This is a genomic window from Streptomyces sp. NPDC056061 (genome assembly GCF_042266885.1).
Taxonomy (GTDB): domain Bacteria; phylum Actinomycetota; class Actinomycetes; order Streptomycetales; family Streptomycetaceae; genus Streptomyces.
In genome coordinates this window covers 160051-179028 of record NZ_JBHJWQ010000013.1, presented here as the reverse complement: position 1 = coordinate 179028, position 18978 = coordinate 160051, and the positions used below count along the sequence as shown (strand labels likewise).

General features: G+C 70.7%; 15 protein-coding genes. 5 read left to right on the top strand and 10 right to left on the bottom strand.

The features are described 5' to 3' along the window. Window positions 1-214: 214 nt before the first annotated feature. Window positions 215-1036 (bottom strand): helix-turn-helix transcriptional regulator, encoded by an 822-nt coding sequence (locus ACFC79_RS20155; protein ID WP_376241925.1) that lies wholly within the window; start codon window positions 1034-1036, stop codon window positions 215-217. Between the two features lie 158 nt (window positions 1037-1194). Here ACFC79_RS20155 and ACFC79_RS20150 point away from each other — a divergent pair, with 158 nt between their 5' ends. Next, window positions 1195-2412, top strand: a complete 1218-nt coding sequence (locus ACFC79_RS20150; protein ID WP_376241923.1) for an MFS transporter — start codon at window positions 1195-1197, stop codon at window positions 2410-2412. A gap of 370 nt (window positions 2413-2782) precedes the next feature. Here the strand turns inward: ACFC79_RS20150 and ACFC79_RS20145 are convergent, their stop codons facing one another. From ACFC79_RS20145 to ACFC79_RS20130, 4 genes are all read right to left on the bottom strand, one after another. Next, entirely contained in the window at window positions 2783-4111 is a 1329-nt protein-coding gene (locus ACFC79_RS20145) for a class I SAM-dependent RNA methyltransferase (protein ID WP_376241921.1), read from the bottom strand. A gap of 128 nt (window positions 4112-4239) precedes the next feature. Further along, window positions 4240-6288, bottom strand: a complete 2049-nt coding sequence (locus tag ACFC79_RS20140) for an APC family permease (RefSeq protein ID WP_376241919.1) — start codon at window positions 6286-6288, stop codon at window positions 4240-4242. A gap of 132 nt (window positions 6289-6420) precedes the next feature. Next, window positions 6421-7506, bottom strand: a complete 1086-nt coding sequence (locus ACFC79_RS20135; protein ID WP_376241917.1) for a 1-aminocyclopropane-1-carboxylate deaminase — start codon at window positions 7504-7506, stop codon at window positions 6421-6423. Window positions 7507-7629: 123 nt separating this feature from the next. Continuing rightward, a complete protein-coding gene (locus ACFC79_RS20130; protein WP_376241915.1) occupies window positions 7630-8427 on the bottom strand; it encodes a GntR family transcriptional regulator in 798 nt (265 codons plus the stop codon). A 294-nt stretch (window positions 8428-8721) separates the two neighbouring features. On the opposite strand from ACFC79_RS20130, the gene ACFC79_RS20125 reads away from it, so the two are divergent. Beyond that, a complete protein-coding gene (locus ACFC79_RS20125; protein ID WP_376241913.1) occupies window positions 8722-9390 on the top strand; it encodes a potassium channel family protein in 669 nt (222 codons plus the stop codon). Then, window positions 9390-10070: a potassium channel family protein gene (locus ACFC79_RS20120; RefSeq protein ID WP_376241911.1), complete on the top strand. Its 681-nt coding sequence runs from the start codon at window positions 9390-9392 to the stop codon at window positions 10068-10070. The genes ACFC79_RS20125 and ACFC79_RS20120 overlap by 1 nt, the downstream gene beginning before the upstream one ends. A 184-nt stretch (window positions 10071-10254) precedes the next feature. Here ACFC79_RS20120 and ACFC79_RS20115 read toward each other — a convergent pair whose 3' ends face one another. The 4 genes from ACFC79_RS20115 to ACFC79_RS20100 all read right to left on the bottom strand — a co-directional run bounded on the left by ACFC79_RS20115 (window position 10255) and on the right by ACFC79_RS20100 (window position 15040). Further along, window positions 10255-11016: a DUF3159 domain-containing protein gene (locus tag ACFC79_RS20115; RefSeq protein WP_376241909.1), complete on the bottom strand. Its 762-nt coding sequence runs from the start codon at window positions 11014-11016 to the stop codon at window positions 10255-10257. A gap of 3 nt (window positions 11017-11019) precedes the next feature. Continuing rightward, window positions 11020-11436 (bottom strand): OB-fold nucleic acid binding domain-containing protein, encoded by a 417-nt coding sequence (locus ACFC79_RS20110; RefSeq protein ID WP_376241907.1) that lies wholly within the window; start codon window positions 11434-11436, stop codon window positions 11020-11022. Window positions 11437-11589: 153 nt separating this feature from the next. Beyond that, window positions 11590-12282: a response regulator gene (locus ACFC79_RS20105; protein WP_376241905.1), complete on the bottom strand. Its 693-nt coding sequence runs from the start codon at window positions 12280-12282 to the stop codon at window positions 11590-11592. 214 nt (window positions 12283-12496) lie between these two features. Then, window positions 12497-15040, bottom strand: coding sequence for a DUF4118 domain-containing protein (locus ACFC79_RS20100; RefSeq protein ID WP_376241903.1), 2544 nt, complete (start codon window positions 15038-15040; stop codon window positions 12497-12499). Between the two features lie 459 nt (window positions 15041-15499). Here ACFC79_RS20100 and ACFC79_RS20095 point away from each other — a divergent pair, with 459 nt between their 5' ends. Together ACFC79_RS20095 and ACFC79_RS20090 are read left to right on the top strand one after the other, a co-directional pair. Further along, a complete protein-coding gene (locus ACFC79_RS20095; protein WP_376241901.1) occupies window positions 15500-16435 on the top strand; it encodes a M20/M25/M40 family metallo-hydrolase in 936 nt (311 codons plus the stop codon). A gap of 133 nt (window positions 16436-16568) precedes the next feature. Continuing rightward, on the top strand, window positions 16569-18038 hold the full coding sequence (locus tag ACFC79_RS20090; protein ID WP_376241899.1) for a M1 family metallopeptidase: 1470 nt from the start codon (window positions 16569-16571) through the stop codon (window positions 18036-18038). Window positions 18039-18115: 77 nt separating this feature from the next. On the opposite strand, the gene ACFC79_RS20085 is transcribed toward ACFC79_RS20090, so the two are convergent. Beyond that, on the bottom strand, window positions 18116-18784 hold the full coding sequence (locus ACFC79_RS20085) for a potassium-transporting ATPase subunit C (RefSeq protein ID WP_376241897.1): 669 nt from the start codon (window positions 18782-18784) through the stop codon (window positions 18116-18118). Window positions 18785-18978 lie beyond the last annotated feature (194 nt).

Genomic DNA, 18978 nt, shown 5'->3' with positions numbered 1-18978 from the left:
GGCGTGGCGCCAACGACCTCACTCATCAACGCCTCGGCACAGGATCCTGTTGGTCCCGTATCGAGCCATACTCGATCTGGCATCTCGCCTCCCGGCACTCACCTCCTGACGCACCAGCCCCCGCGGTGCGCCGGTGACGGCCCGACAACAGTGCACCGGCGCGGTCGGGCCGTCACTGCTGCCCGTGCGCCCGCCCGCATGAATGGGTACCGGCTCATCCGACGAGCACCTTCAGGGCCTCCTCCGTCGCCCGGTCGTGGGGAAGATAGGCCAGCAGATGGTGGCCCGGCTCGTCGACGGCGGCGAGCTTGACGTAACGCAGCCGCAGATCACCGGCCACCGGGTGCCGGAAATGGCGTACTGCGGGGTGGAACGCCGAGGTCTCCCGACGGCCGTACCAGCGCGCCGCGTCCGGGTCGGCCAGCAGCTCCTCGGTGATCTCGGCATACCGGCTGTCCTCCGGATGCCGGGCCATCTTCGCCCGGAACTGGCCGAGCAGACTGCGCGCCTCCGGCTCCCAACTGGCCAGCAGCGTACGGGCCGGCGGCCAGCAGAAAACCAGCCACAGCAGATTGCGCTGCTTGGGCGCCAATCGCGCCAGGTCGGTGAGCAGCGCCGTGTACTCCGAGTTCCAGGCCAGCAGATCCCAGTGCGGGTCGAGCACCACAGCCGGGTTCGGCGCCAGCGACTCCACCAACGAGAGCAGGTTCCGCGATACCCACCCCGGCGACTGCCCGGACGGCGCGGCGTACTCCACGAACGACATCACATGCGCGGTCTCGTCCGGGCCGAGGCGCAACGCCCGCGCCACCGACCGCAGCACCTGCTCCGACGTACGGATCCGGCCCTGCTCCAGCCACGCGTACCAGGAACTGCTGATCCCGGCCAGCTCCGCAACCTCCCCGCGCCGCAGCCCCGGGGTACGGCGCCGTGGTGAGCCGGGCAGCCCCACATCAGCGGGTGCCAGCCGCTCGCGGCGAGAGCGCAGAAACGCGCCCAGTTCGCGGGCTGGGCCGTTGAATCCGCCGCCGTTCATACCCGTCCCCCCTCGTGACGCTGATCCGCCCCGGGGCCTGGAGCCATGCCCCACAGGGTGTGAGCAACGGTAATCGGCTACGGGGCCACCACCATCGCCCGCGGTGATGAGCTGGAGCTGCCGCTCCGAAAGCCGGCAAGCTCGACACAAGGAGCCCCATGGACAACACCGACTCGGCCCGCACCACCCCCGCACCCCCTCCGGCCACCGCAACCGCGGGCCCGACCGCCCCGCCGCTGCCCGCAGCCTCGCTGCGCCTCTTGTGCGCCGCCGGTTTCGTCAGCAATTTCGACCGCTTCTGCATCACCCCGATGCTGCTGCTCATCGGCACCCGGCTCGGCGTCCCGCTGCCCATGGTGATGCTCGCCGCCAGCGGCTACTTCCTCGGCTACGGACTGATGCAGCCGGTCTGGGGCCTGGCGAGCGACCGTCTCGGCCGGGTGCGGGTGATGCGGATCTCGCTGACAGGGGCCGCCGTTGCCGCGCTCTACTCGGTGACCGCCCCCGACGCGACCGTGCTGATCGTGGCACGCACCGCGGCCGGCGCGTTCTTCGCCGCGTCCATCGCCGCATCCATCACGTACATCGGGGACACCGTGCCCGCTCCAGTCCGCCAAGGCCCGCTCAGCGAGCTGATGACCGCCTTCGCACTGGGCACCGCTGCGGCCACCATCGTTGCCGGAGCGCTGGCGCACTACGTCAGTTGGCGTCTGGTCTTCGCCCTGCCCGGCTTGATCGCAATGTACCTGGCCGTCGCCCTGCGTCGGCTGCCGGAGCCGCCGCGCCCGGCGCCCGGCGCGCTACTGGCCCCGTTCAAGGTCGTCCTGCGCTCCCGCTGGCAGTGGTACGTCATGGCCGTCGCGATGCTCGAAGGCGCCGTCCTGCTGGGCTTCTTGACGTACATCGCACCGGCCCTGGAGGCCCAGGGCGCCTCGGCGACGCTGGCCGGTGCAGTGTCCGCGTTGTACGGCGTGGGCTCGATGGCCGCGGCGCAGACGGTCAAGCGGCTGGTCGGGCGCTGCACACCGGTACGGCTGATCGTAGTCGGCGGGGTGCAGATGGTGGTGGCGTTCGGCCTCGCCGCGGCCAGCCGGTCCGTGCTCGCGCTGGTGGCGTGCACACTGCTGCTCGGCGGCGGCTGGTCGTTCATGCACTCCACGATCCAGTCCTGGGCCACCGGCCTCTCCCCTGCGGCCCGCGCCACCGGCGTCGCCATGTTCGGTCTGGCTCTCTACGTCGGCAGCGCCCTGGCCAGCGCTGTCGCCGCCGGGCCCGCCGAACACCACGCGTACCAGGGAATGTTCCTGACGGCCGCGGCCCTCACCGTCCCGCTGACGGTCGCCGCCGCCGTGGGCCGCGCCCGCTACCGGAACTGACCCGGCCCACCAGTGCGCGCAGAGGGCGGCGCCGTCCCGCTCCCGGGGCACCACGAACTACGCGCGGGCGCCATGCTGCCCTCCGCCGAGGGGCTCACCCGGGGCCGCTCGTACCCCACGCACACGGCCCGCCCGGATGTGGGGAGCACTGCAAGCGGCGTACTCAAGGACGCCCGGATCACCAGCCCAGCTGACAGGTCCTCAGGATGTGCATCACTTGTGCGTCAAAACTCGCCGCGACCTACCGCCCTGCCGAGCTCACCCCCTGCCGGACCCCTCGGAAACCGCAGGTCGGACGAGCCCGCCCGCTTCCACCCGTTGCGCACGGTGAAACAGGTCAAGAAACGCCCCTGAAACATAAATGCGCAGGTCAGGCAGCCTTTGCCGCCGGTTCCAGAATCGCCACGCACTCCACGTGGTGCGTCATCGGGAACAGATCGAACGCCCGCAGCGTCCGCACCCGGTACCCCCCGTCCCGGAAGTACGCCAGGTCGCGGGCCAGGGCTGCCGGGTCGCAGGCGACGTAGGCGATGCGGCGGGCACCCAGGGAGGACAGGTGCTCGACCGTCGCCCTGCCGGCGCCCGCGCGCGGGGGGTCGAGGACGATGAGGTCGCACTCGGTGATGCCGGTGCGGGGCAGGACCTGTTCGACCTTGCCGTGTTCGATGCGGACCCGCTCCAGGTCCTTGAGGTTGTGCCGGGCGTCCTCGACGGCGCGCTTGCCGGACTCGATGCCGAGGACGGCGCCCTTCTCGCCGATGCGCTGACCGATGGCGCCGGCGAACAGGCCGACGCCGCAGTACAGGTCGAGGGCGGTGTCGTTCTTGCGGGGCAGCAGGCCCTGCATGACGGCGCGGACGAGGGTGTTCGCGGCCTGGGGGTGGACCTGCCAGAAGCCGCCGGAGCCGACGCGGTAGGTGCGGTCGTCGGCGCGTTCGCGGACGAAGGCGCGGCCGTGCACGCGGTGGACGCCGCCGTCGCGTTCGTCGACGCGCATCACCGAGACGGGCTTGTCGAGCTCGACGAGGGGAAGGCGGCCGCCGGGCCTCGGAGTGAGGATGACCTGGCGGTCGTGGGAGCCGGTGGCGGCGATGGCCTCGACCGACGCCATGCCGGGCCAGTCACGCTTCTCGACGCCGAGTTCGGTGACGCCGGGGGCGGCGATCAGGCACCGCTCGATGGGCTCGACGTCGTGCGAGCGGTGCTTGCGCAGGCCGACCCGGCCGTCCTCGTCGATGGCGTACTGGACCCGGGTGCGCCAGGCCGGCACCTCGCCCGCCGGGAGCTTGTCGCCCTCGGCCGGCATGACGGTGCCGTCCCAGCCCGCCTCCTCGGGGGTGAGGCCGGCGAGGCGGCGCAGCTGTTCGGCGATCACTTCGCCCTTGAGCCTGCGCTGGGCGCCGGGCTTGGCGTGCTGCCAGTCGCAGCCGCCGCACTTGCCGGGGCCCGCGTACGGGCAGGGGGCCTCGACCCGGTCCTTGGAGGCATCGACGATGCGGACGGCGTCGGCGCGCAGGAAGCGGGAGTCACTCCCGCCCTCGGTGATCCGGGCGACGACCTTCTCGCCCGGGAGCGTGTGGCGCACGAAGAGGACCCGGCCCTCCTCGGTGCGGGCGATGCAGTGGCCGCCGTGTGCGACGGGGCCGACCTCGACCTCGTACTCCTCCCCGACCAGCGACGACGTGGGTTCGTTCTGCATGAGGGGGTGGCTCCAGGGTTCGGGGGGACGACGGCCGGACAACAACCTACGAGTCTACGTGGGTGTTGCCCGGCCGTTCGCCACGAGTGTGCCGGGGCAGCGGGGTGCTCCGCCGGGGCTCCGGCCCGTCAGCCCTTGTTGGCGGGTTCCTTGGGCTTGCGCTCGACGGGGCCGCGGCGCACCGCGCCCGGCGCGTTCCACTCTGCGCGCTTCCTTGCCCGCTTCTTCGCGGCTTCGGAGGACTCCAGCTGGTACGGCACGGAGGTCACCATCACGCCGGGGGTGAACAGCAGCCGGCCCTTGAGGCGCAGGGCGCTCTGGTTGTGGAGAAGGTGCTCGTACCAGTGGCCGACCACGTACTCCGGGATGTACACGCTCACCACGTCGCGCGGGCTCTCCCGGCGCAGGTTCTTCACGTAGTCGATGACGGGACGGGTCACCTCGCGGTACGGGGAGTCGAGGATCTTCAGCGGGATGTCGATGCCCCGCCGTTCCCAGTCCTCCTTGAGCGCCTTGGTATCGGCAGAGTCGACGCTGATGGAGAGTGCCTCCAGCCGGTCGGCGCGGATGAGCTTGGCGTAGGCGAGTGCCCGCAGCGTCGGCCGGTGCAGCTTGGAGACCAGGACGATGGAGTGGACCCGTGAGGGGCGCATCGTCTCGTCCGTCGGGGTCTCGTCCGCCGCGATCTCCTCGGCGACGCGGTCGTAGTGCCCGCGGATGGCGGTCATCGTCCCGTAGAAGATCACCATGCCGAGCAGGGCGACCCAGGCGCCGTGGATGAACTTGGTGGCGAGGACGACGACGAGCACCAGGCCGGTCAGGAAGGCCCCGAAGGTGTTGATCGCGCGGGAGCGCTTCATGTGGCGTCGCTTGGCCGGGTCCTTCTCCGTCGCGAGATGCCGGTTCCAGTGCCGGACCATGCCGGTCTGGCTGAGGGTGAAGGAGACGAAGACGCCGACGATGTAGAGCTGGATCAGCCGGGTGGAGTCCGCACCGTAGACCCAGGTCAGGAGGATCGCCGCCCCCGCGAGCAGCACGATGCCGTTGGAGAAGGCGAGCCGGTCGCCGCGGGTGTGGAGCTGGCGCGGCAGGTAGCGGTCCTGGGCGAGGATCGAGCCGAGCAGCGGGAAACCGTTGTACGCGGTGTTCGCGGCCAGGAAGAGCACGAGCGCGGTGGCGGCCGCGAGCACGACGAAGAAGAACGTGCCGTCGCCGAAGACCGCTGCCGCGACCTGCGAGATCACCGGGTCCTGGACGAATCCGGAGCCGACCGGGGTTCCGTTGTTGATCAGGTCCTTGGCCGGGTTCTCGGCCATCTTCACGTCGGTGGCCATCGCCAGGCCGATGATGCCGCAGAACATGGTGACGGCCAGCAGGCCCATCATCGCGAGCGTCGTCGCCGCGTTCTTGCTCTTCGGCTTGCGGAAGGCGGGCACGCCGTTGCTGATCGCCTCGACGCCGGTGAGGGCGGCACAGCCGGAGGAGAAGGCCCGCAGCAGCAGGAAGACCAGCGCGAACCCGGCAATCCCCTGGTGCTCGGCCCGGATCTCGAAACCGGAGGTCGGGGCGTGCATCGTGTGGCCGAGGACCAGGCCCCGGAACGCACCCCAGGTGATCATGATGAAGACGCCCGCCACGAAGAGGTACGTGGGGATGGCGAAGAGCTTGCCCGATTCCTTGACTCCGCGCAGGTTCATCAGGGTGAGCAGCACGATGGCGGTGATCGCCGCCGCCGTCTTGTGCTCGACGACGAACGGGATCGCGGACCCGAGGTTCTCGACCCCGGAGGCGATGGACACGGCGACGGTCAGCACGTAGTCGACCAGTAGCGCGCTGGCCACGGTGAGCCCCGCCTTGGGGCCGAGGTTGGTGGTGGCGACCTCGTAGTCGCCACCACCGCTCGGGTAGGCGTGGACGTTCTGCCGGTACGACGCGACGACCGTGAACATCAGGACGACGACGGCGAGCGCGATCCACGGGCTGAAGTGGTAGGCCGACACGCCCGCGACGGACAGCACCAGGAGGACTTCGCCGGGTGCGTACGCCACCGAGGACAGCGGGTCGGATGCGAAGACCGGTAGAGCGATGCGCTTGGGCAGGAGCGTTTCTCCCAGCTTGTCGCTGCGCAGCGCCCTTCCGATCAGAATCCGTTTGGGCAGGTCGGTCAGTTTGGACACGCAGAGGATCGTAAGCGTTCCGTATGGAAGCCGCCGAGCTGTCCGAGCCGTGGCCCGCCATTTCCCTGCACTCGGACGAAACCGGCGCGAAATCCTTAACGCAATCCTTGCACCCGTGGGCTCGGGAAGTGCTCAGGCACCCGGGAACAGGGCGCTGTAGCCGTTCAGCGCGGGCTGACCGCCCAAGTGTGCGTAAAGAACCGTGGATTCCCCGGGGATTTCACCGCGAGTCACGAGGTCGATCGTTCCGGCCATGGATTTCCCTTCGTACACGGGGTCGGTGATCATTCCCTCGGTCCGGGCGGCGATCCGCATTGCGTCGAGCGTCGTGTCGTCCGGAATACCGTACGTACCCGCGTGATAACGCTCGTCGAGTTCGATGTCGTCCGCGGTGAGTTCGCGGCGCACGCCGATGAGCCGTGCGGTGGCCGCCGCGATCCGGGCGATCTGCTCCCGGGTGCGGGCCGGTTCGGCGGAGGCGTCGATGCCGAGCACCCGTCGCGGCCTGCCGCCCGCTTCTTCCAGCGCGGCGAAGCCCGCGACCATGCCGGCCTGGGTGGAACCGGTCACCGAGCAGACGACCACGGTGTCGAAGAAGACCCCGAGCGCCCGTTCCTGCTCGGCGACCTCACACGCCCAGTTCGCGAAGCCGAGCCCGCCGAGGGGATGGTCGGACGCGCCGGCGGGGATGGCGTACGGCTTGCCTCCGCTCTCCTCGACCTCGCGCATCGCCTGCGCCCAGCTCTCCTTGACGCCGATGCCGAATCCGGCACGCACCAGACGGACGTCGGCTCCGGCCAGGCGACTGATCAGGATGTTGCCGACCTTGTCGTAGACGGCGTCGGGCCAGTCGACCCAGCTCTCCTGGACGAGGACGCACTTGAGGCCGGTGCGGGCGGCGACCGCCGCGACCTGGCGGGTGTGGTTCGACTGGACGCCACCGATGGAGACGAGGGTGTCGCAGCCCCGGGCGAGGGCGTCGGCAACGAGGTATTCGAGCTTGCGGGTCTTGTTGCCGCCGTAGGCGATGCCGGAGTTGCAGTCCTCCCGCTTGGCCCAGATGTCGGCGCCGCCGAGATGCTCGGTGAGCCGGTCGAGACGGTGGACGGGCGAGGGGCCGAAGAGGAGGGGGTGGCGGTCGTACGAGGAGAGGGAGAGGGGGGTGGAAGGAGAGGAAGGAGAGGAGGAAGCGGAGGTGGAGGGGGTGGTGGGCGTCACGGCGGGGGCTCCCTTGGTCGGGATGGAGCGGTGCAGGGCGAGCGGTGCGTGGTGGTTCCTGGTGTGCGGTGCGGGATGGTCCCCGGTGCGGGGTGCGCGGCGGTCGCCTCGGGCGGCCCGTCGTCAGCGGGCGTTGCCCGCGTGCGGTACGCCCTTCGCGCCGCCGACCGGTCCGGCAGACGGTTCGGACTCCGGGCCGTCGATAGATCCGGTGGATCCGGCGGACGGTTCGCCGGCCGGTTCGCCGACCGGTTCGCCGACCTGTTCGCCGACCGGTTCGTCGGCGAGTTCTTCGAGCGCCCGCCAGATCTCGGCGGTGACCCGGGCCGCCGCGTCGGCGTCGCGCCCCGCGCACGCCTCGATCAGTCGTTCGTGCAGTTCCGCCGAGCCGTGCGCCGCGCTCGCCGTGCCGAATCGGCGCCACTCCAGCCGTCGGAGCAGCGGGGTGTACCGCTCGACGGTGGCGGCCACGGCGCGGTTGCCGCAGGCCGTGACGAGTACGTCATGGAGCCGGTCGTCGGCCCGCAGCGCGTCCGCCACGTCACCGCGACGGGTCGCGTCGCGGAAGCGGTCGTTCGCCTCGCGCATCGCGGTGACGTCCGCGTCCGTCAGACGGGGCACCGCGGTCCGGGCGGCCAGCTCCTGCATGGCCCGTACCACCGCCGCGGCATCCCGGACGTCGCCGGGGACGAGCTGGGTCACCCGGGTGTAGCTCTGCGGCTTGGATTCGACAAGGCCCTCGCCGGAGAGGCGGGACAACGCGTCGCGCACCGGAGCCCGGGACAGCCCGAGGCGTTCGGCGAGATCGGCGTCACGGACGGGGGCACCGGGTGGGATGTCGCCGCGCACGATGGCGTCGCGGATCGCCTCGTACGCGGTGTCCCGCAGCAGGGTCCGTCGTACCGGGCGCAAGGTCTCCATGAACTGACATGTTAGATGTCTGTTCTCATCCACTCAAGGCTCCGTCGCACGGTTCGGCGGGATCGTCGTGCACCGGCCGGGAGACGGCGACGCGGTACGGGCCGCCCCCTCCACGCCACCGGGCACGACGAAAGCGCGGCCGGATGGGGCTTCGCGCATCCGGCCGCTTAAGCTCATCCTGGGCAACGGGACGAACCGTTGCCCCGTTGTTTTGCCCGGCAAGCTGAGGAAGAAGTGTGAGCAGGGTGTTTTCGCAGGTCAGCCGGATGACCAGGACTGCGAGGTAGGCACAAGGTGCACATCGTCATCATGGGCTGCGGGCGCGTGGGAGCCGCTCTCGCGCAGACCCTGGAGCAGCAGGGGCACACGGTCGCCGTCGTGGATCAGGACCCCACGGCCTTCCGGCGCCTCGGGTCGGGTTTCGGCGGGCGACGCGTGACCGGTGTCGGCTTCGACCAGGACACCCTCCGCGAGGCCGGGATCGAGGAGGCCGGCGCGTTCGCCGCGGTGAGCAGCGGTGACAACTCGAACATCATCGCCGCCCGGGTGGCCCGCGAGATGTTCGGCATCGAGAACGTCGCGGCGCGGATCTACGACCCCCGGCGTGCCGAGGTCTACCAGCGTCTCGGCATCCCCACGGTCGCCACCGTGCGCTGGACCGCGGACCAGATGCTGCGGCGGCTGCTGCCGTCGGGCGCGGAGCCGCTGTGGCGCGATCCGAGCGGTGGTGTGCAGCTCGCGGAGGTACACACCACTCCTTCCTGGATCGGCCACAGGATCAGCACCCTGCAGGAGGAGACGGGCGTCCGCGTGGCGTTCCTCACCCGGTTGGGCGAAGCCATACTGCCCAGCTCGCAGACCGTGTTGCAGGAGGGCGACCTGGTCCACGTGATGATGCGTACGGACGAGATCGAGCGGGTCGAGGCAGCCTTCGCCGAAGGGCCCGAGGAGGGCGGTCACTGATGCGTGTCGCGATTGCCGGGGCCGGCGCGGTGGGCCGTTCCATCGCCGGCGAGTTGCTGGAGAACGGGCACGAGGTTCTGCTCGTCGACAAGGCGCCGACGGCCATCTCGGTGGAGCGGGTGCCGATGGCCGAGTGGCTGCTGGCCGACGCCTGCGAGATCACCTCGCTCGACGAGGCTGCGCTCCAACGCTGCAATGTCGTGATCGCGGCGACCGGGGACGACAAGGTGAACCTTGTCGTCTCGCTGCTCGCCAAGACCGAGTACGGCGTGCCGAGGGTCGTCGCCCGGGTGAACAACCCGAAGAACGAGTGGCTGTTCAACGAGGCGTGGGGCGTCGATGTCGCGGTGTCCACGCCGCGCCTGATGTCGGCCCTGGTGGAGGAGGCGGTCAGCGTCGGCGACCTGGTCCGGCTGCTGCGCTTCAGTCACGGCGACGCCAATCTGGTCGAGCTCACGCTGCCGCCGGAGTCGACGCTGGCCGGTACCCAGGTCGGCGAGGTGGCCTGGCCCGAGGACACCTCGCTGGTCACCATCATCCGCGGTCAGCGCGTCCTGACGCCGAGCACCGAGGAGACGCTGGAGGCGGGCGACGAATTGCTGTTCGTGGCCGCGCAGGCCCGCGAGGAGCAGCTGGAGGACCTGCTGTCGGCGCGCCGGGGCGGCGATTCGGCGGGCTGACGCACGGCTGGCCGAGGCGTCCGACGAAGCAGTACCACGAGGCCGTGCGGCTGTGGGCGTACCGCAGATGCGTACTACGGCCGAAGGGCCCGGAACCGTTTTGCACGGCGGTTCCGGGCCCTTCGGCCGTCGCTTGTCACTTACGCTCCGGGCTCCCGCGCCCGGCTCCCGATGCCGCGGGCGGTCAGGACTCCTGGTGCCGGGCGGCAGCAGCCTCCTGCGCCTTGCGGGCCTTCTCGGACTGTTCCTCCGCCTCCATCTCCGCGAAGACGTCGATGGGCGGCGGAGCCTTGGCGAGGAAGACCCAGGTCAGATAGACGGCGAGCAGGAACGGCGGAATCTTCAGGGCGACCAGCACCCAGCCGAACTGGGTGGTGTCGGCCCACCAGTACAACGGGAAGAGGATCGCGCACTTGGCGAGCAGGATCAGCCCCCAGGCGTAGCTCGCCTTCGTGTACGCCGTCTTGCGCCCGGGGTTCCTGGTCCGCCAGGAGAGGTTCTCCTTGAACACCGGCCCGAGGATCAGCCCGATCAGCGGCACCCCGGCGAGGGCGGTGATCAGGTAGGCCAGGGCCAGGCCGAGCGTGTACAGCATGCCCGGCAGGTAGAAGTCCTTGGCGTTGCCGGTCATCATCGCGAAGACCACACCGAAGGCCACACCGAAGACACCGCTGAAGGCGTGCTTGACGGTGTCCTTGCGGATCAGCCGTACGGCGACCAGGACGAGGGACACCACAAGGGCCGCGATGGCCGAGGAGTGCAGGTCCTTGTTGATCGTGAAGATCGTGACGAAGAGCAGTCCGGGAACGACTGTCTCCACCATCCCCCGGACACCGCCGAACGCCTCGAAGAGCGCTGCCTCGGTGACCGCTTTCGCTTCGGCCTCCTGGTGGTCGGTGCGGGTGGTGCGGTCCGTGTCGGACGTCGGCTTGTCGAGAGACGTCACCGGCTACTCCTTGCCGAGCGGTCGGAGTTCGTATTTGGGATTGAACAGCACCCGGCGTCCGTGGCTCATGGCGATCCGGCCCGATGCGATGAGCCTGCGGCCCGGTTCTATTCCGACGATGGAGCGTCGGCCGAGCCAGACCACGTCCAGCGGCGCGGTGCCGTCGAACAGCTCCGCCTCCAGGGCGGGAACTCCGGCGCGCGGCCGCAGAGTGACCGTCCGCAAGGTACCAGTCACCTTCACGATCTGCCGGTCGGTGCATTCGGAGATCCGGGTGCACCCCGAAGCCTGCGCGTCCTCCCGCAGCTCCTCGGACTCCAGGTCCTCCTGCGAGCTGGACAACCGGTCGAGCATCCGACGGAAGCGGCCGGAAGGCTTCTCCGCCTTACCGGGCTTCTCGGAACGAGGAACAGCACTCATACCCGAAGGGTACCGGTCCCCCGTGCCCCGAGTGGGTGGCCCGCGTCTCACTCGAACGAGTCATCCAGCGGGCCACTTCTCGGGCGGTCCCCCGCCCCCGCCGAGCCCCGTCGTACCGACCGGGCGTCCCGCGGCCGGCAGGTCCCCGCCCGCTCAGCCGCGCTCGAAGCGGTACCCCATTCCCGGTTCGGTGACGAAGTGCCGTGGATGCGAGGGGTCGGCCTCCAGCTTGCGCCTGAGTTGCGCCATGTAGACCCGCAGGTAGTTGGTCTCGGTGCCGTACGAGGGCCCCCAGACCTCCTGGAGCAGCTGCTTCTGGCTGACCAGTCGGCCGCTGTTGCGGACCAGGACCTCCAGCAGGTGCCACTCGGTGGGGGTGAGCCGCACGTCGCGGCCCGCGCGGTGGACCTTCTTCGCCGCCAGGTCGACGGTGAACTCCGCCGTCTCGACCACCACCACGTCGTCTGAGCCCTGCCCGCCGACGGGTTCGGCACGGCGTACGGCGGCGCGCAGCCGGGCCAGGAGCTCGTCCATGCCGAACGGCTTGGTGACGTAGTCGTCCGCTCCGGCGTCCAGCGCCTCGACCTTCTCGTCGGAGGTGTGGCGGGCGGAGAGCACCAGGATCGGCACCCGGGTCCAGCCGCGCAGCCCCCTGATCACCTCGACGCCGTCCATGTCGGGCAGTCCGAGGTCGAGGACGACGACGTCGGGGTGACGGGCGGCGGCGAGCTGGAGGGCGGTGGCGCCGTCGGGCGCGGCATCCACCTCGTACTTGCGCGCCTTCAGGTTGATCACGAGAGCGCGTACGATCTGCGGCTCGTCGTCGACCACGAGCACCCGGGTCATGGGGTCCTGCCTCTCTGCTGCACGGCTCTGGGGTCCTGCCGTAACGGCTCCGGTGTCCCGGCCCGTACGGCTCCGGGTTCCCGCGGTACGGCTCTGCTGCTTCTGCCCGTACGGCTCTGCTGCGTCCGTACGGTCCGGTGCGTCATCGGTCGTACGGCTCCGATGCGCGGCGATCTCCTGGGGCCGCACGGGGATCACGGGGTGGCCGGCGCGGTCATGAGGTGGCCCGCGCGGGCAGGTCGGGGACGGTCCGGGCATGGTCCGGGGCCGCTTTCAGGGTCAGCACCATGGTGAGTCCGCCACCGGGGGTGTCCTCGGCGCCCAGTGTGCCGCCCATGGACTCCACGAACCCGCGGGCGACGGCGAGGCCCAGCCCGACGCCCGCGCCGCGCGGGGCGTCGCCGTAGCGCTGGAAGGGCTCGAAGATACGGTCCTTGGCATCGTCGGGGACGCCTGGGCCCCGGTCGGCCACCCGCAGTTCGACGCGTTCGCCCAGTGCGCTGGCTGCGGCGGTGACGCGTTGCCCGTCCGGGCTGTACTTGACGGCGTTCTCGACGATGTTGGCGACGGCCCGCTCCAGCAGTCCGGGGTCGACGTCGACCATCGGCAGGGTCTCCGGGATGTCCAGGTCCACGCTGCCCTCGGGGACACCGCCGAGGGCCATCGGGACCACCTCGTCGAGGTCGATCTCGCGGATCAGCGGGGTGACCGTGCCGGTCTGCAGCCGGGACATGTCCAGCAGGTTGCCCACGAGGTGGTCGAGCCGGTCGGCACCGTTCTCGATGCCCTCCAGCAGCTCCGCCTCGTCCTCGTCGGACCAGGCGACGTCGTCGGAGCGCAGGGAGCTGACGGCCGCCTTGATGGCGGCGAGCGGGGTGCGCAGGTCGTGGCTGACGGCGGCGAGCAGCGCCGTCCTGATCCGGTTGCCCTCGGCGAGCCGCCGCGCCTCCTCGGCCTCGTCGACAAGTCGCTGGCGTTCCAGGACGACGGCGGCCTGGGCCGCGAACGCGCCGAGCACCCGGCGGTCCTCGGCGGGCAGCGGCCGGCCGGACAGCGCGAGCGCCATGTGGTCACCGACCGGCATGTCCACATCGGCGTCCTCCGGCCGGGCCACCGGTTTCGGGCCGACGCTCCCGGCGCAGGTCCACGGGTCGACGTCGCTGCGCCGCTCCAGCAGCGCGACGGACTCCATGCCGAACGTCTCGCGGACCCGGTCCAGCAGCGCGTCCAGGGTGGTCTCGCCGCGCAGCACGCTGCCTGCCAGGAAGGAGAGGATCTCCGACTCGGCGCGCAGACGGGCCGCCTGGTGGGTGCGGCGGGCCGCCAGGTCGACGACCGAGGCGACCGAGACCGCCACCGCGAAGAAGATCACGATGGCGACGAAGTTCTCCGGGTCCTGCACCGTCAGGGTGTGGGTGGGCGGGGTGAACCAGTAGTTCAGCAGCAGCGAACCGACCGCGGCCGACGCGAGGGCGGGCAGCACCCCGCCGAGCAGGGCCGCGAGAACCGTCATGAAGAGGAAGAGCAGGACGTCGTTGGCGAGCCCGGGACCGTTGTCCAGTCCGCGCAGCAGCAGCGTGAGCAGGGCCGGGCCGCCGACGCCGAACAACCAGCCCCAGATGATCCGGACCCGGCCCAGCCGGGCACTGCGGGCGATCGGCAGCCCGCGGCCCTTGGCGACCTCCTCGTGGGTGACGATGTGGACGTCGAGGTCGGGGCCGGACTCCCGGGCGACGGTGGCGCCGACGCCCGGCCCGTAGATGTACTGCCATGCCTTGCGCCGGCTGGAGCCGAGGACGATCTGCGTGGCGTTCACCCCGCGGGCGAATTCGAGCAGCGCCGACGGTATGTCGTCGCCGATGACGTGGTGGAAGGTGCCGCCCAGGTCCTCGACGAGGGTGCGCTGGACGGTGAGCTCCTTGGGCGAGGCGGAGGTGAGTCCGTCGCTGCGGGCGATGTAGACGGCGAGGATCTCGCTGCCGGAGCCCTTGGCCGCCATCCGGGACGCGCGGCGGATCAGCGTACGGCCCTCGGGGCCGCCGGTGAGCCCGACGACGATGCGTTCGCGGGCCTGCCAGGTGGTGCGGATGTTGTGCTCGCCCCGGTACTGCTGGAGGTACTCGTCGACCCGGTCGGCGACCCAGAGGAGAGCCAGCTCGCGCAGCGCGGTCAGGTTGCCGGGACGGAAGTAGTTGGACAGCGAGGCGTCGATCCGGTCCGGCTTGTAGATGTTGCCGTGCGCCATCCGGCGGCGCAGTGCCTGGGGGGACATGTCGACGAGCTCGATCTGGTCGGCCCTGCGGACGACCTCGTCGGGGACCGTCTCGCGCTGCCGCACGCCGGTTATCGACTCGACGACGTCGCCGAGCGACTCCAGGTGCTGGATGTTGACGGTCGAGATCACGTCGATCCCGGCCTTCAGGAGCTCCTCCACGTCCTGCCATCGCTTGGCGTTGCGGGAGCCCGGCACGTTGGTGTGTGCGAGCTCGTCCACCAGCGCCACGGCGGGCGCGCGCTCCAGGACGGCATCGACGTCCATCTCGGTGAAGACGGCGGCGCGGTACTCGATCTCCCGGCGGCGGATCTGCTCCAGTCCGTGCAGCATCACCTCGGTGCGCGGGCGGTCGTGGTGTTCCACGAAGCCGACGACGCAGTCGGTGCCCCGCTCCACCCTGCGGTGGGCCTCGGAGAGCATCGCGTACGTCTTGCCGACACCGGGTGCCGCGCCCAGGTAGATCCGAAGCTTGCCGCGTGCCATGGCCCCATTGTCTTCTCGAAAGCCGGCTGCGGCCGATGCGGCAGCCACTTCGAAACTACCCCGAGAATTTCCGGCAAATGGAACGCGGTGGGGTCCGGAGACCGAATTGACAGGATTCTGACGCCGCGCGCCGCGGTGCCCCGGGTCCGGCGCCGGCCCCCCAGGGCCGTCCACGCGCCACAGCGCCCATGCACCGCGGTGCGCGCGCCTCCGCCCGCCCACGCCTCCGGGCACGGCCCCGCCCGCCTCCGCATCGGCACCCTCGGTGGCCTCGGACGGTGTCCCCTGGAGAACTGCCTCGGGCGGATTGCCTCGAACGGGTCCGCCCGCGCGGTGAAACCACTTTCCGACGACTTCCCGACAACTTCCTGACATGGCACGGCCAGCCTTGCCGGAGTCAGCCGGTCCGCCTGCCCCACGGCTCGGGCGGGTCCGACGTCCCGTTGTCGAAAGGTACGCATGACGATACGCAGGGGCCTTCCCGGCCCCGTCGCCCGCACCCTCGTGATGTCCGCGGCCCTGGCCCTGATGCTGTCCGCGGCACCCGTCACCGCAGCTGCCGCCCGCCCCGCAGGCCACCACCGCGTCGCGGGCCCCGTCGTTCCGACCGTCTCCGAACAGCAGGTGATGCCCCACCTGCGTGCCCTGCAACGCATCGCCGACCGCAACGGCGGCAACCGTGCGCACGGCACGAAGGGGTACGCGCAGTCCGTGGCGTACGTGAAGCGTGCCCTGGACCGGGCGGGTTTCCGGACCCGGCTGGCCCCCTTCACCCATGACGGGGTCACCGGCCACAACCTGATTGCCGACTGGCCCGGGGGCGATCCGGACCATGTGCTGCTGACCGGCGCCCACCTCGACAGCGTGCCGGAGGGACCGGGCATCAACGACAACGGCTCGGGTTCGGCCGCCGTGCTGGCCACCGCTCTCCAGGTGGCCGAGTCCGGGCTGAAACCTCAGCGGCACCTCCGCTTCGCCTGGTGGGGCGCGGAGGAACCGGGGCTAATCGGTTCGGCGGACTACGTCGGAAAGCTCTCCGAGGCCGATCGCCGCCGGATCGACTTCTACCTCAACTTCGACCAGGCGGGCAGCAAGAACACCGGCCAGTGGCTCGTGGTCCACGACGACGAGCACGGCGAGACCGAGGCCCAGCAGGCGTTCGAGGCGTGGTTCGCCGAGCGCGGCGTCCCGACGTTCGACATCGGGGTCGGCGGCTCGGACCACGAGTCGTTCGGGAACGCGGGCATCCCGTCGTCCGGCTTCAGCACCGGCATCTCGGACTGCATCCACGATGCCTGCGACAACCTCGCCAACGTCGACCCGAAGACGGAGACGACCAGCACCAACGCCATCGCCGGCGTGCTGTGGAAGCTCGCCGCCACCCCCCGGCACTGATCCACTCCTCCCCCGGGCCCCTCTCCCCGGCCCCGGTATCGCCCCGGCACTCCCCGGGCCCGGCCCGCTCACCGGCGCCGACGCCGACTGTCCCGGGGTCCGTCACCGACCGACCTCTCCAGGAGATCGAGACATGCGCAGACCGCTGCACCACCCCCGCAGGACCACCACTGCCCTCGCCGCCGCCGTGGTGAGCGCCGTCGTGCTGACCACCGTCCCCGCCTCGGCCGCCACCGGCGGTCCGGGCGTCGGCGACCCGTACTTCCCCGACGACGGCAACCCCGGCTACGACGTCACCCACTACGACGTCCGGATCGGCTACGACCCGGCACGCACCGACCGGCTCGACGGCGACACCACCGTCACCGCCCGCGCCCTGACCTCCCTGGACCGGTTCAGCCTGGACCTCAAGGGGTTCACCGTGTCATCGGTCGCCGTGAACGGCACCTCGGCGAAGACGTTCTCCCGGGCCGGCGCCCACAAACTGGTCGTCACGCCGGCCCGCCCGGTCGCGAAGGGCACGACGTTCACCGTGCGGGTGAAGTACGCCGGGAAGCCCGACGCCGAGGGCTGGCACACCCTGAAGAGCGGCGGCGCGTACGTGACGGGCGAACCGCACTCCGCGACCTCCTGGTACCCCGCCAACGACCACCCGTCCGACAAGGCGACCTTCGCCCTCACCGCGACGGTGCCCGACGGCTGGAAGGCGATCGGCAACGGGCTGCCCGGACCGGAGACCGTCGAGAACGGCCGCAGGACCTTCCGCTGGTCCGAAGACAGTCCGATGGCCACGTACGCCAGCACGGTCGCCATCGACCGGTTCACCGTCCACCGGGGGAAGACCGCCGCAGGGACGCCCGTCATCACGGCGTACAGCCCGGACGCCAAGATCGACCCGGCGGCGGAGGCCCAGCAGACCGAGATCCTGGACTTCCTGACCACGAAGTTCGGCCCGTACCCCTTCTCCTCCGCGGGCGCCATCGTCGTCGGCGCCACGAAGGAACCGACCGGCGGCCCCCTCGCCCTGGAGACGCAGAGCCGCCCCACCTATGGGTCGACGCTCTTCGACGCGTCGGTGGTCCACGAGAACACCCACCAGTGGTTCGGCGACAGCGTCTCGTTCGAGGACTGGCGGGACGGCTGCGTCGCGGAGTGCTTCGCCCAGTACGCCGGGCAGCTGTGGGAGGAGCACAAGGGCTCCGACCTCGACACGGACTTCTACCGGTCCGAGGTGGAGGACTACCGGAACGACCCGTCGTTCTGGTCCGTCAAGCTCTACGACCCGGGCCCCGGCAGGGAACTGGACTCGGCGCTGTACTTCAAGGGGTCGCTGATGCTGCACGCCCTGCGCCGCACGGTGGGCGACGAGGCGTTCTTCACGACGCTGCGGACCTGGACCCACGACCACGCCTACGGCAACGCCTCGTTCCGGCAGTTCGAGGCGCTGGCGGCGAAGGTCTCGGGCAAGGACCTCAAGGGATTCTTCGCCGCATGGGTCGACGGCACGGTGATCCCGCCGGAGAAGTACCTCTACCCGGGCAGCCTGGCCGGGTCGGCCGCTGACGCCGGTGCGGCCGGTGGCGCCACCGGCCGGGCGAGGTAGCCCCGGTGCGGGCGGGGGCCGTGCCGTCACCACCGGCACACCGGGACGGCCCCCGCCCGCTCTCCGTCACCGACCCCTCACCGCTTGCCCACCAGTTGCCCGAGCGCGATGTTGAGCCGGAGCACATTGACCGTCGGCTCCCCGACGAAACCGAGGATCCGGCCGTCGGTGTGCTGGTCGACGAGCTTCTCCACCCGGTCGACCCCGAGGTGGTTCCGCTCGGCCACGCGGCGCACCTGGAGCTGCGCGTAGGCCGGTGAGATCGCGGGGTCGAGGCCGGAGCCCGAGGAGGTGACGGCGTCGGCCGGCACATCGGCGGGGTTGACCGGGTGGCCGGGGACGGAGTTGTCCTTGACGACGGCGGCCTTGGCGGCCTTCACCTCGGCGACGAGCTTGCTGTTGTCGCCGGCGAGGTTGGTCGCGCCGGAGACGAGCAGCTTGTCATGGGTGTTGACAGTGTTGGTGGTGAGGCCGTCGGAAGGGCGCGGCTGGAACCACCGCAGGTCCGGGGCCGCGGTGTGCTGTCCCTTCTCCAGCGGCAGGTCGTAGCGCTGCCCGATGAGTGCGGAGCCGACGACCCTGCCGTCGGCACTGATTTCGGAACCGTTGGCCTGGTGCGGAAATACGCCCTGGGCGACGCCCGTCACGGCGAGTGGGTACAACACGCCGCAGACGACGGTGAGGACGAGCAGGGCGCGCAGTCCCGCCCAGAGCAACCGGGCGGTGTTTGCTACGGAGTTGTTCATGGCGGCTCAGCCAATCCCTCATTGGGTTCGGCCCGGGGAAGCGGAATTCGGATCGCTTCCCCGGGGCGGGATTTCTGTGCGGTGCCGGGGAGACCGGATTTCGGTCCGGTCCCGGTGCACTGGATATCGGTACTGTCCCGGGAACACGGGATTTCGGTCCGGTCTCCCGGGCGAACTCGGTTCGGGTCCGGGAG

Excerpts from the sequence above, each read along its gene's own strand:
- ACFC79_RS20150 (WP_376241923.1), top strand. The coding sequence starts at position 1,195 with ATGGACAACACCGACTCGGCCCGCACCACCCCCGCACCCCCTCCGGCC.
- ACFC79_RS20105 (WP_376241905.1), bottom strand. The coding sequence starts at position 12,282 with ATGACCCGGGTGCTCGTGGTCGACGACGAGCCGCAGATCGTACGCGCT.
- ACFC79_RS20145 (WP_376241921.1), bottom strand. The coding sequence starts at position 4,111 with ATGCAGAACGAACCCACGTCGTCGCTGGTCGGGGAGGAGTACGAGGTC.
- ACFC79_RS20110 (WP_376241907.1), bottom strand. The coding sequence starts at position 11,436 with ATGAGTGCTGTTCCTCGTTCCGAGAAGCCCGGTAAGGCGGAGAAGCCT.
- ACFC79_RS20085 (WP_376241897.1), bottom strand. The coding sequence starts at position 18,784 with ATGAACAACTCCGTAGCAAACACCGCCCGGTTGCTCTGGGCGGGACTG.
- ACFC79_RS20095 (WP_376241901.1), top strand. The coding sequence starts at position 15,500 with ATGACGATACGCAGGGGCCTTCCCGGCCCCGTCGCCCGCACCCTCGTG.
- ACFC79_RS20155 (WP_376241925.1), bottom strand. The coding sequence starts at position 1,036 with ATGAACGGCGGCGGATTCAACGGCCCAGCCCGCGAACTGGGCGCGTTT.
- ACFC79_RS20130 (WP_376241915.1), bottom strand. The coding sequence starts at position 8,427 with ATGGAGACCTTGCGCCCGGTACGACGGACCCTGCTGCGGGACACCGCG.
- ACFC79_RS20100 (WP_376241903.1), bottom strand. The coding sequence starts at position 15,040 with ATGGCACGCGGCAAGCTTCGGATCTACCTGGGCGCGGCACCCGGTGTC.
- ACFC79_RS20090 (WP_376241899.1), top strand. The coding sequence starts at position 16,569 with ATGCGCAGACCGCTGCACCACCCCCGCAGGACCACCACTGCCCTCGCC.
- ACFC79_RS20120 (WP_376241911.1), top strand. The coding sequence starts at position 9,390 with ATGCGTGTCGCGATTGCCGGGGCCGGCGCGGTGGGCCGTTCCATCGCC.